This is a genomic window from Devosia sp. MDV22-iso42, assembly GCF_058629155.1.
This window is the reverse complement of the sequence record NZ_JBZVWR010000006.1, coordinates 534284-550616: the sequence shown is the minus strand read 5'-3', so window position 1 is coordinate 550616 and position 16333 is coordinate 534284. Positions and strand designations below refer to the sequence as shown.

Genomic DNA, 16333 nt, shown 5'->3' with positions numbered 1-16333 from the left:
TAGGGTGCGGCAGGATTTGGCGACTGGAAAGCTTGGCATGAAACTGACCTGGTTCGGCGGCACGACGCTGCGCATCTATATCGGCGGCATGATCGTGGTGCTCGACCCGGGCGGGGCGCCGGCGGGAATCGATGCGGCCGAACTGGTCGCCGGCGCCGACAGCGTTGTCGCCGGTTTTGGCGCCGGCCTGCCGGCTGTCGAGACGGCGAGCTGGAAGCCGCAAAAGCCGGCGCGACCCTTGGACGATGATGGCGACGCGCCGGTGGTAAACTGCTGGTCGGCGGGCGCCGACGCCGTGCTGGTGGATGCCATGGGCGAGGCGCCGCTGCTGCTGGTGCGCGGCACCGTGCCGGCACTGGGGCGCTGGGCCGAGGGGGCCGTGGTGGTGCTGTTCGGCGATGGCGCCGGGCTGGCGGCGATCGGCCTGGCGGCGCTGGCGCAGCGGGCGCCGCGGCTGCTGGCGCTGGCCGGCGACGAGACGGCGGTCGATGTGGCGATCGCCATCCTGCGCGACGGACTGGATGGCACGAGCCTCGTCGCGCTCGAGGCCGGGCTGGCGCTGGAAATCTGATCGGGCGCATCAGAGCTTTTTATTGTCTTTTGCGGGCTGCAATTGCTAATGAAGCGGCCAATAACCAACCTTTCAGCCGATCTTTGTGGAGTTACCCATGTCCGTCGACGCCAAGACCGTTAAGCGCATCGGGAGCCTGGCACGCATTCGCATCGAGGAGCACGAGGTTGCCGGCTACCAGGAAGAGCTCAATGCGATTCTGGGTTTCATCGAGCAGCTGGGCGAGGTCGACGTCACCGGCGTGGTGCCGATGACCTCGGTCATGCCGATGACGCTGCGGCTGCGCGACGACGTGGTCAGCGATGGTGACTATCCCGCCCAGATCGTCGCCAATGCGCCGCTGAGCGAGGACAATTTCTTCATGGTGCCCAAGGTGATCGAATAATGGGCGTCAGCATCGCCATCGAGACGGCTTTGCAGGACGACGTGCGCTTCCTCGTCGAGCAGCTCAACGCGCATCTGCTGCCGCTGTCGCCTCCCGAATTCCAGTTCAAGATGACCGTCGAGCAGATGGCCGGCGACGACACCACGGTCTTCGTCGCGCGCGATGACACCGGCCGCGCCGTCGGCATGGGGGCGCTCAAGGTGCACTTTGCCGAGCTGGGCGAGGTCAAGCGCATGTTCACCCTGCCCGAAGTACGCGGGCAGCGCGTGGGCTCGGCGCTGCTGGCAGCCATCGTGGCGCTGGCGCGTGATAGAAATCTGCCCATGTTGATGCTGGAAACCGGCGGCAGCGCCGACATGCCTGAAGCGCACCGGCTTTATGCCAATGCCGGCTTTGTGGGGCGCGGGCCGTTTCTGGACTATCCTGACAGCCAGTGGTCGGCATTCTTCGAAATGCCACTGCGCGTGGAGCAGACCGCATGAAACTTGCTCTGGCGACGGTGATCATGCTGGCCTCGATCGGTTCCGCCATGGCGGCCGATGCCTATGACGCCCTCTATGTTTCCGATCCGGCGGTCTGCGCGCGGGCCGGCGAAGCCGATATGAACCTGGTGCTGTTCGAGCTGCAGGCGGCGGCGGCGTCGCCGCGCCAGGCGATCTGGGTGGGTGGCGAAATGAGCTGCGATCTGGTGGATGTGCGCACAATGCCCTCGGCCATGCACTGGGATCCCGCCGATACCGAAATCCTCGCCACGGCCCGCTGCTACGCACCCTATGAGGATTATCTGGACCATCTGGTCATCACCAATGTCAGCCAGAACATCAACCTGCATTATGGCGATGCCGACCAGCCGATTCCCCCGACGGTTGAAATCATCTCCATGCGCGCCGATCTCGGCGGCGAGGATCTGGCCGCCGCTGACGGCTATGACGGCATCTATACGCTGTGCGAGGCGCTGACGGCCGAGGATTTCATTCCATGAGGCGCCTGGCGCTGGCCATTGCGATAATGGCGACGCCCGTCTTGGCGCAGGAAGACATGGCCATCGACCAGAGCAAGCTCTATGTGACCGAGCCATCGGCCTGCCAGGCGTTGGAACAGCAGGGGGTCGATGCCTGGCTGGACCTGGACTTTCTCAGCCTGAGCTTTACCAGCGGCATCCAGTCCATGGAATTCCACTGCAACTTCTATGATATCAAGAGCCGCCCCAATACGCCGCTGCTGTTCGTCGATGCCGTCTGCGAATTTCCCGGCGCGCTCTACCCCGATATCCTGGCCATTGCCCCCAATGGCCCAGATTCCATCCTTGTCGTCTCCGGCGCCGACACGACGCTGGCCCTGGCCAGCAGCGACGCGCCACCCTCGGACAATCCCGTGGGAACGACCCTCTATCACCGCTGCGATAATCTGAGCGAGATCCCCGTTGACTGACCTGACCAAACTGAGCCTGGCCGCCGCCCGCAAGGGCCTTGCCGACAAGAGCTTTACCGCCAGCGAATTGACCGGGGCCTATCTGGGCGCCATCGACAAGGCCAATCCGAGTCTCAACGCCTATGTGGCGGTGACCGGTGAGCAGGCGCTGAGCATGGCCAAGGCCAGCGACGAGAGGCTTGCCAGCGGGCAGGGTGGGACGCTGGAAGGCATTCCGCTGGGCATCAAGGACCTGTTCGCCACCAAGGGCGTCCATACCCAGGCGGCCAGCCATATCCTTGACGGCTTCAAGCCCGAATACGAATCCACCGTCACCGCCAATCTCTGGCGCGACGGCGCGGTCATGCTGGGCAAGCTCAACATGGACGAATTCGCCATGGGCTCGTCCAACGAGACCTCCTATTATGGTCCGGTGATCAGCCCGTTCCGCGCCGAGGGCAGCAATGCCAACCTCGTGCCGGGCGGCTCGTCGGGTGGTTCGGCCGCAGCCGTGTCGGCCTGGCTCTGCGCTGCGGCAACGGCGACCGATACCGGCGGCTCGATCCGCCAGCCGGCGGCACTGACCGGCACGGTGGGCATCAAGCCCACCTATGGTCGCTGCTCGCGCTGGGGCACGGTGGCCTTTGCCTCCTCGCTCGACCAGGCCGGGCCGATCGCCCGCACGGTGGAAGACGCGGCGTTGATGCTGACCTCGATGTCGGGCTTTGACGTCAAGGATTCCACCAGCGTCGACGTGGCGGTGCCCGATTTTGCCGCCGCGGTCGAACGCGGGGTCAAGGGTCTGACCATTGGCGTGCCGCGCGAATATCGCCAGGACGGCATGCCCGCGGAGATCGAAAAGCTCTGGGCCCAGGGGCTGGAATGGCTCAAGGCCGAGGGCGCCACGGTGCGCGATATCAGCCTGCCGCACACCAAATATGCGCTGCCGGCCTATTACATCGTGGCGCCAGCCGAGGCCTCGTCAAACCTGGCGCGTTATGACGGCGTCAAATATGGGCTGCGCGTCACCGGCAAGGACATTACCGACATGTATGAGCTGACCCGCGCCGCCGGGTTCGGCCGCGAGGTCAAGCGCCGCATCATGATCGGGACATACGTGCTGTCTGCCGGTTACTTTGACGCCTATTACGTCAAGGCCCAGCAGGTGCGCACGCTGATCAAGAAGGATTTCGAGGACGCCTTCCATGCCGGCGTCGACGCCATCCTGACCCCGGCCACGCCCTCGGCTGCCTTCGGCATCGGCGACGAGGCTCTAGCCGCTGATCCGGTGGCCATGTATCTGCAGGACGTCTTCACCGTCACGGTCAACATGGCGGGCCTGCCCGGTATCGCCGTGCCGGCCGGCAAGGACGGGCAGAACCTGCCGCTGGGGCTGCAGCTGATCGGCAAGCCGTTCGACGAAGAGACGCTGTTTGCCGCCGCCCGCGTCATCGAGCGCAGCGCCAATATGGACTTCTCGCCCAAGCCCTGGTGGTAAAGGCAGGGCGGCGGCGCCACAGGCGCTGCCGCTGCCGGCTGCTCCTGCCTGCTTGATCGCGATCAAAGTGCAATCTGCCGCCATCCGCTATCCCGGTGCTGTTCACTGAGAGGAGAATGGCATGACCGATTTCAAGCTCGTCCAGGCGCCAGCCACGACCTACCTTTATGTCACGCGGACCTGTTCGATGGATCCGCAGGACATTTCGCGCAATATGGGTACCGCCTTCCAAGAGGTCTGGGCCTTCATGCAGGCCAATTCCATCCAGCCGGCGGGCGGTGCACTGTCGGTCTACTATGACTACAGTCCTGACAAGATGACCTTCCGGGCCGGCTTCATCATCGCGCCGCGGGACGCTGCCAAAGCCGAGGGCGAGGTCAAGGCTGACACGACTCCCATCGCGGAGGTCATCTACTTCCAGCACAAGGGCTCCTATGCCAGCCTGCGCGACGATTACGGGCTGATGATGGCGCATATCGCCACGCTTGGCCGCGAGATCGGGGCGCCGACCTGGGAGGTCTATCTCAACGACCCCGACCAGGTAACGGAAGCCGAATTGCTGACGGATGTCTATTCCGCACTGAAGTAGGCATGCCGGCGGTCAGGGTGATATGGTCGCGGCATCGTGCTCACCACTTGATCGCGGCGGCGATCCGCCTTATTTGGCGGGCATGCACAAGTTGAAACTGGTTGTGACGTCGCCGCGGGCGGCGTCCGGGCCGACTAGAGTATCTCCCATGGCCACTGATATTTTCACCACCCAGGACTGGTCCGAGCCGCCCAAGGACATGAGCATGCCGCTGCAGGCACTGTGGTGGCTCAAGAAGGGCGAAATGCGCGTCGGGCCCGAATGGGAGCAGGCGCACAACATCGTCCAGGCCATGGAGGGCGTGCAGGCCTTTGACTGGGTGCACGCGCTGATGCACTGGATCGAGGCCGATATGGGCAATGCCGATTACTGGTATCGCCGCGCCGGCAAGAAGCGCGCCACGGCCAGCGTGGCCAGCGAGTGGGAACATATCGCGGCGGCCCTGAGCGGCATTACCAAGCACTAGGCTTGAAGTGCCCGCGCAGGATCAGCACGCCCGTCACCACATACCACAGCGTCTGCGGCCAGGCGGCAAGCCGCTCGACGGTGCCGCGCCCGCCCAGATAAATTTCCGCCGCGTAGAGCACGAAGCCGGTAAGGGCCAGGACACCCGTGGCGAGGCTATAAACGGCAAAGCCGCGATGGCTGTGCCAGACCACGCGGGCCAGGGCGATAAAGCCAAAGCAGGAGAGCCCCAGCGCCAGCACCGCGCCGATGAGGTGCAGCACTGGATTGGTATCAAGCGGAAAAATCCCGGCCAGCATGGTGCCGTCGCCACCCAGGGCCAGCAGCCACAGCGCGGCCACCTTGAGCCGCGTCTGCGGCCAGAGATCGCGGGTGAACCAGACGCCCAGCACAACCAGCACGCCGTTGAGGGTCATGCCGATATTGAAGGCCAGGCTCAGCGGTGAACAGACCGGCATGATGCCGCCCGGCGCCGGATTGATATAGGCGCCGCAACTGGTGACGCCCAGCAGGCTGATGTCTTCCACGGCCATGGAATAGCCCGGCCAGGCCGCCTGGGCGAGGAACTGGGCGAGAAAGAATTCGGCAGTCAGCACCCAGAAGATGGCGCCCATGCGAATCTGCTTGGTCATCGATGGTTCCCCAATGGCAGGAATGGGCGGGGCCGGGCCTGCTTTGTCAAATCACGAGGCGGGCGCGACCGGGGGGCCGCCATGCTCCCCGACGGGCGGAAGCATGGCGGCCCGGCATTATACGTCAGTGCCCGGTTACCGGTTGTCATACTCGCTGCGCACCAGCTCGAGCCCGCGACGCGTGATGCGATAAGGCTGGCCATTGGCCGATTTGATGGCCTTCTTCGCCTTGAGCTTGCGGAAGAGCAGCAGGGTGCAGCCAGGCGTAAGCCAGCCGTCGCGGTTGAAAAATTCAAGGTCGGTGACCTTGCCGGCCGGGTTGCGGATGAGCGCGATGCGGCCGCCCTGGGCGAGGGCGTGCAGCACACGCTGTTCGTCGCGTGAAATGTCCATGGAAATGTCGAAAGCCTGAGCGGCGGGCACGAGCCCGCGAACAAACAAGACCGGCGGCCCGCAGACGCAGGGCGGCCGATGGTTCATTCATGCCTCGTCGCAGTTGGACGAGGCGTCAGGCGGTTTCCGGCTGGCTCAACATGGGCAATTGATAGCGCAGCTGCGCACATTTGGGCAAGCCGGGCGGTTGAAATCGCGCGCCACCCGGTGCAAACCTGCAACATGACCTGCTGACTGGAAGCTGAAGTGACCGCCATCAAGACCCCCGCCGACTGCCAGACCAAGGACGATGTCCGCGCCGAAATCGATCGGCTTGACGCCGAACTGCTGGCTCTGTTCGCCCAGCGGCACCGCTATGTGACGCGCATGGCGCAGATCAAAACCGATCCGCACGAGGCGCGCGATCCGGTACGCATCGAGGCCGTGATCAACAAGGTCCGCGACCGCAGTTTGGCTCTTGATCTTGACGAAGATCAGGCCGAACTTGTGTGGCGGACCCTGATCGACTGGAACATCAATTACGAGAAGGGCATCATCGCGGCGCGGCGCCGCGAATAGCGGAGGTCAACATGCCATGCATCACCATTCGCAAGGCGGAAAGTGCCGATGCACGGCGGCTGGCCGTGATTGCCTATAGTGCCTGGGAACACGGTATCTACCCACTGCTGACCCCGCGACCCGGCCTGCGCGAGGCCGAGCGCTACCGGCTGACCCAGGTGGTGGCCGAAACCCTCAGCCGCATCATCGTGGCCGAAGTCGACGGCATCGTGGTGGGCTGGTGCTCGCGGGCGGCGCGGCGCGCCTATATCCCCTACCTCTTCGTCATGCCCGAACTGCAGCGCAACGGCCTCGGCTCGATCCTGCTGCGGCGCATGGAATCCATGCTCGAACTGGCCGGCGCCGAACGGGTATTTCTCGAGACGCCTGCTGACAATGTGCCGGCGGTGCGCTTCTATGAAAAGCAGGGCTATCGCATACTGGCCCTGCGCCCCGACGGCCGCGACGCGGCGCAACCCTTCATGAGCGTGCACCTGGAAAAACGGCTGATGCCCTTCGCCGGCGATATCGGCCACGAGGATTAGGCGCTAGCTGCTCAAACCATTGCATCGTCCAGCCCTTCGCTCTATGCGTTTGGCATCATTTCGCCTTGCCTCGCAGGATGCTCCAGTGACCCTTATCGATACGCGCACGCCCAATCCGAAAAGCTTCATCGCCGGTTCCACCGGTGACTGGGAAATCGTCATTGGCATGGAAGTGCATGCGCAGGTGACCAGTGAGAGCAAGCTGTTCTCGGGCTCGTCGACGGCCTTCGGCAATCCGGCCAATGCCAATGTGTCCTTTGTCGACGCCGGCATGCCCGGCATGCTGCCCACCATCAACGTGGAATGCGTGCGCCAGGCTGTGCGGACAGGGCTGGGCCTGAAGGCCAAGATCAACAAGCGCAGCGTCTTTGACCGCAAGAACTACTTCTATCCCGACCAGCCGCCGGGCTACCAGATCTCCCAGTACAAGGACCCGATCGTCGGGGAAGGCGTTGTGGCGCTCGACGTCAATGGCGACCATGTCGAGATCGGCATCGAACGGCTGCATCTGGAAACCGATGCGGGCAAGCTGCTGCATGACCAGCACCCGAACATGAGCTTTGTCGATCTCAATCGTGCCGGCGTGGCGCTGATGGAGATCGTCAGCAAGCCCGACCTGCGCTCGTCCGACGAGGCCAAGGCTTACCTCGCCAAGCTGCGCTCCATCCTGCGCTATCTGGGCACCTGCGACGGCAATATGGAGCAGGGCTCGATGCGCGCCGACGTCAATGTCTCGGTACGTCGCCCGGGCGGCGAATTCGGCACGCGGTGCGAGATCAAGAATGTGAACTCGATCCGCTTTGCCGGCCAGGCCATCGAATTCGAAGCCCGGCGCCAGATCGATATTCTTGAGGACGGTGGGTCCATCGAGCAGGAAACCCGGCTGTATGATCCCAAGGCCGGCGAGACGCGCTCGATGCGCTCCAAGGAAGATGCGCAGGACTATCGCTATTTCCCCGATCCAGACCTGCTGCCGCTCGAATTCGACGATGCCTTTGTGGCCGAACTGCTTGCCGGTCTGCCCGAACTGCCCGACGAAAAGACCGCCCGCTTCATCGCCGATTTCGGCGTGACGCCCTATGACGCCATGGTGCTGACGCTGGACCGCGAGACGGCGGACTATTTCGAGGCTGTCGTGGGCTTTGGCGGGGTCAAGCGCGATGGCAAGGCCGTGGCCAATATGCTCAATGCCGACGTCGCCGCCTTTGCCAATAGCCAGGGCCTGGCCATCTGGCAGACCCATTTGCAGCCGCGCCAGGTGGCCGGGATCGTCGATCTCGTGGCCGCCGGGACGATTTCGTCCAAGGGCGCCAAGGATCTGCTGCAGGTGATCATTGCCGAGGAGCCCGAGGGCGAGCCGGCCGAGATCGTCGAACGCCGCGGCATGGCCCAGGTGACCGATATGGGCGCCATCGAGGCTATTGTCGACGAGATCATCGCCGCCAATCCCGACCAGGTAGCCAAGGTCCTGGCCAAGCCGACCATGATCGGCTGGTTTGTCGGCCAGGCCATGAAGGCCTCGGGCGGCAAGGCCAATCCGCAGGCGCTGAACGACCTGATGAAGCAAAAGCTCGGCATCGAGTAGGCCGCGCCGATCAAAATCAAAAAGAACGGCGCCCGCGGGCGCCGTTCTTTTTTGTTTAGCTCCAGGTCGGCGGCTGGTCGCCGCCAGGGCCGGGCGTGGGTGCCGGCTGGCCGGGGGTGGGATCTTCTACCGGCGGCGGCACATCGGGCAGTTCGGAGGGGCCGGGTGGCACCGGATCGACCGGCTGGGGCGGCGCCGGCTCGGGCTGGGGAATGATCTCTGGCGGGGCCACCGGATTGATATCGGGGCCGGGTTCGGTGATCGATACGGACATGGGGACGCTCCTTTGCTTACAGGAACGTCCCAGCGCCGGGCTTGTTCCGCCGGGGCATTGCCCCGCTGAAACGGTGATACGCCCCGTGAACTGGATTGTCGCGTCGTCGTACCGCAAAATTAAGCCATTTTCGCTGAAAACGCTCAGACCGCGACGCGGCGCCACAGCTTGCCGATGCGGCCATCGATCAGCAGCAGGCCGGCAAAGATGACCAGCATGCCCAGGATCTGGATCGGCAGCACGGTTTCGCGCAGCAGCGTGACGCCCAGGAACACCGCCGAGATCGGCGCGATGAAAGTGGTGGTGGCAAAGTTGGTCGGGCCGACGCGCGGCAGGATGCGGTACATGATCTGGAAGGTGAAGGCCGTGGAGATCAGGCCGATGGCCAGGGCCGCCATCCAGGTCTCGGGCCGCACCATGACCGGCACGCCCTCGGCGAGCAGGGCGATGGGAATGGACACCACGGCAGCGCCGGTCAGGGCAATGGCGGCCAGTGCCGTCGGCTCGATGGCCTTGAAGCTGCGGGTGATGTTGAGCGAGAGCGCATAGCAGAGCGTGGCCAGAAGGCAGGCGCCGATGGCCCAGAGATGGGAATCGCCGCCGCTCGACAGCGCCGGCCAGGCCAGGATGAAGGCGCCGACAAAGCCCACGGCAACACCGGCGACCTTGATGCGGCTGGCCTTTTCGCCGCCGAGCCAGAAATGGCTGACGATGACGGTCATCAGCGGGGTCAGCGCATTGATGATGGCCGCGACGCCGCTGGCCAGGTTGGCCTGGGCCAGAGGGAACAGCGCGAAGGGAATGGCATAGGCCAGCACGCCCAGTGCGCCGAGCTTGAACCACAGCACGGGGTCGCGCGGCACCGGCTTGCGCAAAGCCACCAGCACGGCCCAGCAGCCCAGCGCGCCAATGCCGACGCGGAAGGAGGTGACCCAGAGCGGGCCGATTTCGCGGATCAGCACAGCGTTGAAAATGAACGAGCAGCCCCAAATGGCGCCGAGCAGAATAATCCAGAACCAGTCGCGGCGAACCATGCGGGACTCCTTTTCAAGAGGGGGAAACTAGGCCTCTGTAGAACAAAGGTCGAACCGATTTTGACAATGGGCCGGATCAATATTGGTGATGCCTGGACTGGACGCCGCCGCCGCTGCCGGGCTAAATTTGCCGTCACCATCAGGTCCCTGGCGGATCCGCCCCAGCAGGCGGCATGACCACGCGCCAGCCTCGAAACCGAACTCCAGGATTGGCGACATGTCAGAGGCATCCGACCGCATCGACCAGCTGATTGCCGAGACGACCGACTGGCGCGGCGCCACTCTGGCTGCCGTGCGCGCCGCGATTCTCGCCGCCGATCCGGCCATTGTCGAGGAGTGGAAATGGATGGGCAGCCCGGTCTGGTCGCGCGACGGCATGATCGCCGTCGGCAATGCGCACAAGGCCAAGGTCAAGCTGACCTTTGCCCATGGCGCGCAGCTGGCCGATCCGGACAGGCTGTTCAATGCCGGCTTCGAAGGCAATGCACGGCGGGTGATCGACTATCTCGAGGGTGACCCGGTGCGGGGCCCCGAACTGACGGCGCTGGTGCGCACGGCGATCGTGCACAATCAGACCAAGCTCAAGAAGAATGCCAAAAAGAGCGGCTGATCAGACCGGCGCGGTGACCTGTTCCAAAGCCAGCAGGCGCAGGGCTTCGGGATAGAGCTGGTGTTCGGCGACCAGGGTGCGGGCGGCCAGGCTCTCGGCCGTGTCGCCCGGCACGATCGGCACCCTGGCCTGGGCGATCACCGGACCTTCATCCATGCCACGGGTGACGAAATGCACCGAGCAGCCATGCTCGGTCGCGCCGGCGTCCAGCGCCTGCTGGTGCGGGTGCAGGCCCTTGTAGAGCGGCAGCAGGGACGGGTGGATATTGATCATCCTGCCGGCCCAGTGGTCGACGAAATCATCGCCCAGGATGCGCATGAAGCCGGCGAGGCAAACAATGTCGACCGCCCAGCTTTCCAGCATCTGCGTCATGACGTCTTCGAACATGTCGCGGCTGAGGAACCTGCTTTGCGCCAGCGAGGCTGTGGCAATGCCGTGGCTGGCGGCGACCTCGAGGCCCGGCGCGGCAGCCCGGTTGGACAGCACGCCGACGATCTCGGCCGGATAATCGGGCGCCTTTGCGGCCGCGATCAATGCCGACATGTTCGAACCGCGGCCTGAAATCAGGATACCGACGCGCTTGCGACTCACAGCGCCAGCTTGCCGGCAAAGGTGACGGCCTCGCCCGTACGCTCGGTGAGACTGCCGACAATGGCGGCGATTTCACCGGCTGCATTGAGGTGATCGACCAGGGCCTGCGCATCGGCGGGGGCGACGGCCACCAGCATGCCGACGCCGCAGTTGAAGGTGCGCAGCATTTCATGCTGGTCGACGCCACCGGTGCGGCTGAGCCAGCCGAAGACCTTGGGCACGGTCACGGCATCAAGATCGACATGGGCAGCCAGGTGGTCGGGCAGGACGCGCGGAATATTGTCGATGAAGCCGCCGCCGGTGATATGGGCCAGCGCCTTGATGGCCAGGCCCGCCTTGAGTGCGGCCAGCAGCGGTTTCACATAGATGCGGGTCGGGGTCAGCAGGGCCGCCGACAAAGGTGTGCCCGGCGCGAAGGGCGCATCGGCCGACCAGTCGAGGCCGGAGAGCTCGACGATCTTGCGCACCAGCGAATAGCCATTGGAATGCACGCCCGAGGAGGCGATGGCCACCAGCGTGTCGCCGGCGGCGATATCGGGGCGGGGCAGCAGGGTACCGCGCTCGGCGGCGCCCACGGCGAAGCCGGCCAGGTCATAATCCTTGCCGTGATACATGCCCGGCATTTCAGCGGTCTCGCCGCCGATCAGGGCGCAGCCGGCAATCCGGCAGCCCTCGGCAATGCCGGTGACGATGGCGGTGCCCTGTTCGACATCGAGCTTGCCGGTGGCGAAGTAATCGAGAAAGAACAGTGGCTCGGCGCCCTGCACGATAATGTCGTTGACGCACATGGCCACCAGGTCCTGCCCGATGGTGCTGTGATTGCCGGTGTCGATGGCGATCTTGAGCTTGGTGCCGACCCCGTCATTGGCCGCCACCAGCACCGGATCGACAAAACCGGCGGCTTTGAGATCGAACAGGCCGCCAAAGCCGCCGATCTCGCCATCGGCGCCAGGCCGGCGGGTGGACTTGACCGCTGGCTTGATCGCTTCCACCAGGGCATTGCCGGCATCGATGTCGACACCAGCCTGCTTGTATGACAGGCCGTTTGATGTCAGGTTTTGCGGGTCGGACATGGGCCTAGAACCTCGATGGGGAAAGCGTGGGTAAAGCCGTCACCGGGAGAGCAAGGCAGTTGCCAATTCCAGGGCCGGAAGCTAGAGGGCCTGATAGCTTCTCCACTTCATCCATGCAAGGGCCGCCCGCCACCATGACGCTGCGAAATCAAGTGCTGATCTGGATCGCGTTCCTGGTGGTCCTGGTCCTGATGCTCTGGCTGTTTCGCGGCGTACTGCTGCCTTTCGTGATCGGCGCGGCTTTGGCCTATTTGCTCAACCCGCTGGTCAACCAGCTGCAGCGCTGGCGCTTCAGCCGCGGCTGGGCCACCGCCGTGGTGCTGCTCAGCGTCATCACCATCTTTGTCGGCATGTTCTTTCTCTTCGTGCCCATGGTGGGCCAGCAGCTCATCGAGCTGATCCAGCGCCTGCCGCGCCTGGTGTCGGACCTGCAGGGGCTGGTCACCGAATGGTCGCCATCTTTCTATGAGTGGCTCGGCCCCGAGCGGGCGGCGCAGTTCCAGACCTCGATCAACGATCTGACGCGCCAGGTGCTCGGTTTCATCGCCACGCTGCCGGCCGAACTGGTCAATATCGGCTATACCGGGGCAGCCGTGATCGGCCTGACCGTGCTGACGCCGGTGGTGGCCTTTTATCTGCTGCTCGACTGGGAAGGCATGGTGCGCGGGTTGCAGGGCCTGCTGCCGCGCGACCACAAGACCGAGATCAACGGCATTCTGGGCGATATCGACAAGTCCATGGCCGGGGTGATCCGCGGGCAGGGCGGCGTGCTGCTGATCGATGCGGTGTTCTACGCCACGGCGCTGAGCCTGGTTGGCCTCAATTTCGGCCTGGCCGTCGGCCTGATCAGCGGCCTGCTGAGCTTTGTGCCCTTCATGGGCTTTGCCTTCGGCTTCTGCCTGTCGATCGGTATCGCTCTGGTGCAGTTCTGGCCCAATTACTGGATGGTCGTGGCGGTTGCCGGGATTTTCCTCGGCTGGCAGTTCATCGAGGGCAATATCCTTTATCCCAAGCTGGTGGGCTCCAGCATCAACATCAACCCGGTCTGGCTGATGTTTGCTTTGCTGGCCTTTGGCGCCCTGTTCGGCTTTGTCGGCCTGCTGCTGGCCGTGCCGCTGGCGGCCATTGTCGGCGTGCTGGTGCGTTATGGGGTGAGCAAGTACAAGGCCAGCAGCCTGTACCAGGGTTATGGCGGCGAGGCGGTCGCGACCACCCAGCCTGATGCGAGCAATGACCTACTCCGTGCCCCCTGAAGATCTGGGAACCACACGGCAGCTGGCGCTCGAGCTCGACCACACGCCGGCGCAGGGCGAAGCCGATTTCCTCGTCGGCGAGGGCAATGCCCTGGCCCATGCCCGCATCATGGCCTTTCCGCACTGGTCCGAACCGGTAACCCTGCTGGTCGGGCCGGCCAAGTCCGGCAAATCGCACCTGGCGCGCATCTTTGCCGACCGCAGCCAAGCGCGGCTGGCGCGGGTCGATGAGTTGGCTGCTCTGGCGACCCAGGGCGGCCGGCTGCCCCTGATCGTCGAGGATGTCGACAGGCTGGGCTATGACGAGGCCGGGCTGTTCCACCTGCTCAACCAGTCGCTGCGCGAGCAGCGGCCGATCCTGCTGACGGCGCGCGAGGACATTGCGAGCTGGCCGCTGCTGACCGATGATGTGCGCTCGCGGGCCCGCCGGGCCACGGCCTTTGCCCTGGAGCTGACCGACGACATTCAATTGTCACAGATGTTCGTGAAGTTGTTCGGCGACCGGCAGATCAAGGTCGATCCGCGCATCATCGCCTATCTGGTGGCCCGCATGGAGCGCTCGACGGAAGAGGCCGTGCTTCTTGCCGATCTGATGGATAGACTGGCTCTGGCCAAGGGTAGTGCCATTACCCGCACCATTGCTGCCGATGCGCTCGATCGCCGCCGCATCGACCGGGGAGAAGCGCGCGATGAACAGGATGGGGATGGTCTAGCCGATGAATGACATGAGCGAGTTTTCCGAAACCGACGCCGATGCCGCCGTTCCGGACAGCCAGGCGCTGCGCACCAGCCCGGCCCGCTTCGTCAATCGCGAGGTCAGCTGGCTGCAGTTCAACATGCGGGTGCTCGAAGAGGCCGGCAATGTGCATCACCCGCTGCTGGAGCGCCTGCGCTTCGTCTCGATTTCGGCCAACAATCTCGATGAATTCTTCATGGTCCGCGTGGCCGGCCTCAAGGGCCAGCTGCGCGCCGGCCTCTCCAAGCAGAGCGCTGACGGCCTGACGCCGGCCGAGCAGCTTGAGGAAATCGCCACGCTTGCCCAGCACCTGCAGCTCGAGCAGCAGGATCACTGGCAGGACCTGCGCGAGGAACTGTTCGCCCAGAACGTGGTGATCCACGAACAGGACGACCTGACCCCCGATCAGGTGGGGTATCTGGAAAAGCTGTTCCGCGAGGAAATCTTCCCGGTGCTGACGCCGATCGCGGTCGATCCGGCGCACCCGTTTCCCTTCATTCCCAATCTGGGCCTGGCGCTCGCCTTCGAGCTCAAGCGCCCCGACAGCGACCTGCCGCTGACCGCGCTGGTGCGCATCCCGGGCAATCTGGACCGCTTCATCAACCTGCCCAATGCGCTGGTCTCTGAAGGCCGCAGCGAGGTCGTCACCATCGACACGCTGGTCAAGATTTTCTTCCACAAGATGTTTCCCGGCCATTCAGTGGCCGGTTCGGGCGCCTTCCGGGTGATCCGCGACAGCGAAATCGAAATCGACGACGAGGCCGCCGACCTGGTGGTGGAGTTCGAAAGCGCCCTGCGCCAGCGCCGCCGCGGCCAGGTGATCCGGCTCGAGATCGAAAGCTCGATGCCACGCGCCCTCAAGCGGCAGATCGGCGAGCAGATGGGCGTCAAGGACGCCGACGTGTTCGAAGTGCACGGTTTCCTCGGTCTCGCCGATGCCAGCAAGGTCTGCGATGTCGACCGCCCGGACCTCAAGTTCACCCCTTATCACGCGCGCTTCCCCGAGCGCATCCGCGACTATAACGGCGACAGCTTTGCCGCCATCCGCGCCAAGGATATCCTGGTGCACCACCCCTTCGAGAGCTTCGACGTGGTGGCGCAGTTCCTGATGCAGGCCGCCCGCGATCCCGACGTGGTGGCCATCAAGCAGACGCTCTATCGCACCTCCGCTGACAGCCCGATCATCAAGGCGCTGGTGCTGGCGGCCGAAGCGGGCAAGTCGGTGACGTGTCTGGTCGAGCTCAAGGCGCGCTTCGATGAGGAGGCCAATATCCGCTGGGCCCGCGACCTGGAGCGGGCCGGGGCGCAGGTGGTATTCGGATTCATCGAGCTCAAGACCCATGCCAAGCTCAGCCAGGTGGTGCGGCGCGAAAAGGGCAAACTGGTCAGCTACTGCCATATCGGCACCGGCAATTACCACCCGATCACCGCCAAGATCTATACCGACCTGAGCTACTTCACCATCGACCCCGCCATCACGCGCGACGTGGCACGGGTGTTCAATTTCATCACTGGCTATGCTCGCCCCACCGAGCTGGAATCCATCGCCGTCTCCCCGGTCAACCTGCGCCAGCAACTGCTCGACGATATCGATCGCGAGATCGAGTTTGCCCGCAATGGCCAGCCCGCCAGCATCCTGCTCAAGATGAACTCGCTGGTCGATCCACCCATCATCGATGCGCTCTATGATGCCAGCCAGGCCGGCGTGAAGGTGGACCTGATCGTGCGCGGCATCTGCTGCCTGCGCCCCGGCATCCCCGGCTTCTCGGACAATATCCGGGTCAAGTCGGTGGTTGGCCGCTTCCTCGAGCACAGCCGCATCTACTGCTTCGGCAATGGCCAGGCCATGCCCAACAGTCGCGCCAAGGTCTATATTTCCTCGGCCGACCTGATGGGCCGCAACCTGGACGGGCGGGTCGAGGTCATGGTGCCCATTCTCAACAACACCGTGCATAAGCAGATCCTCGACCGGATTCTGGTTGCCTATCTGCGTGACAACCAGCAGAGCTGGGAAGTCTTGCCGGATGGCAGTTCACATCGTATGCGGGTCGCCGACGGCGAAGAGCCGTTCAATGCGCATGACTACTTCATGACCAATCCATCGCTGTCGGGCCGCGGCAGCGCCGGCCCGGTCGAAGCAGACGAGGACTAG

The 16333-nt window shown here is 64.3% G+C and carries 21 protein-coding genes; 15 read left to right on the top strand and 6 right to left on the bottom strand.

The annotated features are described in order from the left end of the window. Positions 1–37: 37 nt before the first annotated feature. The 8 genes from AC4NN3_RS04350 (at position 38) to AC4NN3_RS04315 (ending at position 4919) form a co-directional block, all read left to right on the top strand. Positions 38–571 (top strand): hypothetical protein, encoded by a 534-nt coding sequence (locus tag AC4NN3_RS04350; RefSeq protein ID WP_491925880.1) that lies wholly within the window; start codon positions 38–40, stop codon positions 569–571. 97 nt (positions 572–668) lie between these two features. Continuing rightward, positions 669–956, top strand: a complete 288-nt coding sequence (gatC, locus tag AC4NN3_RS04345) for an Asp-tRNA(Asn)/Glu-tRNA(Gln) amidotransferase subunit GatC (protein WP_491925879.1) — start codon at positions 669–671, stop codon at positions 954–956. Further along, positions 956–1438 (top strand): GNAT family N-acetyltransferase, encoded by a 483-nt coding sequence (locus AC4NN3_RS04340; RefSeq protein ID WP_491925878.1) that lies wholly within the window; start codon positions 956–958, stop codon positions 1436–1438. The genes gatC and AC4NN3_RS04340 overlap by 1 nt, the downstream gene beginning before the upstream one ends. Next, the gene (locus AC4NN3_RS04335) at positions 1435–1938 is read left to right on the top strand and encodes a hypothetical protein (RefSeq protein WP_491925877.1); all 504 of its coding nucleotides are present in this window, start codon (positions 1435–1437) and stop codon (positions 1936–1938) included. Before AC4NN3_RS04340 ends, AC4NN3_RS04335 begins: the two co-directional genes overlap by 4 nt. After that, positions 1935–2387: a hypothetical protein gene (locus tag AC4NN3_RS04330; RefSeq protein ID WP_491925876.1), complete on the top strand. Its 453-nt coding sequence runs from the start codon at positions 1935–1937 to the stop codon at positions 2385–2387. Before AC4NN3_RS04335 ends, AC4NN3_RS04330 begins: the two co-directional genes overlap by 4 nt. Beyond that, positions 2380–3864, top strand: a complete 1485-nt coding sequence (gatA, locus tag AC4NN3_RS04325) for an Asp-tRNA(Asn)/Glu-tRNA(Gln) amidotransferase subunit GatA (RefSeq protein ID WP_491925875.1) — start codon at positions 2380–2382, stop codon at positions 3862–3864. The genes AC4NN3_RS04330 and gatA overlap by 8 nt, the downstream gene beginning before the upstream one ends. 121 nt (positions 3865–3985) lie before the next feature. Beyond that, complete coding sequence (locus AC4NN3_RS04320; protein WP_491925874.1) at positions 3986–4453, top strand: GyrI-like domain-containing protein; 468 nt, start codon at positions 3986–3988, stop codon at positions 4451–4453. Positions 4454–4601: 148 nt separating this feature from the next. Then, on the top strand, positions 4602–4919 hold the full coding sequence (locus AC4NN3_RS04315; protein WP_491925873.1) for a hypothetical protein: 318 nt from the start codon (positions 4602–4604) through the stop codon (positions 4917–4919). Here AC4NN3_RS04315 and AC4NN3_RS04310 read toward each other — a convergent pair. Both AC4NN3_RS04310 and AC4NN3_RS04305 read right to left on the bottom strand, forming a co-directional pair. Then, positions 4906–5550, bottom strand: coding sequence for a DUF998 domain-containing protein (locus tag AC4NN3_RS04310; RefSeq protein WP_491925872.1), 645 nt, complete (start codon positions 5548–5550; stop codon positions 4906–4908). The genes AC4NN3_RS04315 and AC4NN3_RS04310 overlap by 14 nt on opposite strands. A 135-nt stretch (positions 5551–5685) precedes the next feature. Then, entirely contained in the window at positions 5686–5943 is a 258-nt protein-coding gene (locus AC4NN3_RS04305) for a YjhX family toxin (protein ID WP_491925871.1), read from the bottom strand. Between the two features lie 246 nt (positions 5944–6189). Between AC4NN3_RS04305 and AC4NN3_RS04300 the strand changes: the two genes are divergently transcribed. The 3 genes from AC4NN3_RS04300 (at position 6190) to gatB (ending at position 8610) form a co-directional block, all read left to right on the top strand. After that, positions 6190–6501: a chorismate mutase gene (locus AC4NN3_RS04300; protein ID WP_491925870.1), complete on the top strand. Its 312-nt coding sequence runs from the start codon at positions 6190–6192 to the stop codon at positions 6499–6501. Between the two features lie 11 nt (positions 6502–6512). Further along, positions 6513–7025: a GNAT family N-acetyltransferase gene (locus tag AC4NN3_RS04295; protein WP_491925869.1), complete on the top strand. Its 513-nt coding sequence runs from the start codon at positions 6513–6515 to the stop codon at positions 7023–7025. A gap of 85 nt (positions 7026–7110) precedes the next feature. Then, positions 7111–8610 carry an Asp-tRNA(Asn)/Glu-tRNA(Gln) amidotransferase subunit GatB gene (gene gatB, locus AC4NN3_RS04290; protein WP_491925868.1) on the top strand — a complete coding sequence of 500 codons (1500 nt, stop codon included), beginning with the start codon at positions 7111–7113 and terminating at the stop codon, positions 8608–8610. 55 nt (positions 8611–8665) lie between these two features. On the opposite strand, the gene AC4NN3_RS04285 is transcribed toward gatB, so the two are convergent. After that, complete coding sequence (locus AC4NN3_RS04285) at positions 8666–8884, bottom strand: hypothetical protein (protein ID WP_491925867.1); 219 nt, start codon at positions 8882–8884, stop codon at positions 8666–8668. 143 nt (positions 8885–9027) lie between these two features. Further along, entirely contained in the window at positions 9028–9918 is an 891-nt protein-coding gene (locus AC4NN3_RS04280; protein WP_491925866.1) for a DMT family transporter, read from the bottom strand. Positions 9919–10135: 217 nt separating this feature from the next. Here AC4NN3_RS04280 and AC4NN3_RS04275 point away from each other — a divergent pair, with 217 nt between their 5' ends. Then, positions 10136–10528, top strand: a complete 393-nt coding sequence (locus AC4NN3_RS04275; protein ID WP_491925865.1) for a DUF1801 domain-containing protein — start codon at positions 10136–10138, stop codon at positions 10526–10528. Here AC4NN3_RS04275 and purN read toward each other — a convergent pair whose 3' ends face one another. Both purN and purM read right to left on the bottom strand, forming a co-directional pair. Next, the gene (gene purN, locus AC4NN3_RS04270; RefSeq protein ID WP_491925864.1) at positions 10529–11071 is read right to left on the bottom strand and encodes a phosphoribosylglycinamide formyltransferase; all 543 of its coding nucleotides are present in this window, start codon (positions 11069–11071) and stop codon (positions 10529–10531) included. It lies immediately after the preceding gene. Positions 11072–11115: 44 nt separating this feature from the next. Next, the gene (purM, locus tag AC4NN3_RS04265; RefSeq protein ID WP_491925863.1) at positions 11116–12192 is read right to left on the bottom strand and encodes a phosphoribosylformylglycinamidine cyclo-ligase; all 1077 of its coding nucleotides are present in this window, start codon (positions 12190–12192) and stop codon (positions 11116–11118) included. 134 nt (positions 12193–12326) lie between these two features. On the opposite strand from purM, the gene AC4NN3_RS04260 reads away from it, so the two are divergent. The 3 genes from AC4NN3_RS04260 to AC4NN3_RS04250 are packed head-to-tail and all read left to right on the top strand — an operon-like array spanning position 12327 to position 16333. Then, positions 12327–13445 (top strand): AI-2E family transporter, encoded by a 1119-nt coding sequence (locus AC4NN3_RS04260; RefSeq protein WP_491925862.1) that lies wholly within the window; start codon positions 12327–12329, stop codon positions 13443–13445. Continuing rightward, the gene (locus AC4NN3_RS04255; RefSeq protein WP_491925861.1) at positions 13423–14169 is read left to right on the top strand and encodes a P-loop NTPase family protein; all 747 of its coding nucleotides are present in this window, start codon (positions 13423–13425) and stop codon (positions 14167–14169) included. Before AC4NN3_RS04260 ends, AC4NN3_RS04255 begins: the two co-directional genes overlap by 23 nt. Then, the gene (locus AC4NN3_RS04250) at positions 14162–16333 is read left to right on the top strand and encodes an RNA degradosome polyphosphate kinase (protein ID WP_491925860.1); all 2172 of its coding nucleotides are present in this window, start codon (positions 14162–14164) and stop codon (positions 16331–16333) included. The genes AC4NN3_RS04255 and AC4NN3_RS04250 overlap by 8 nt, the downstream gene beginning before the upstream one ends.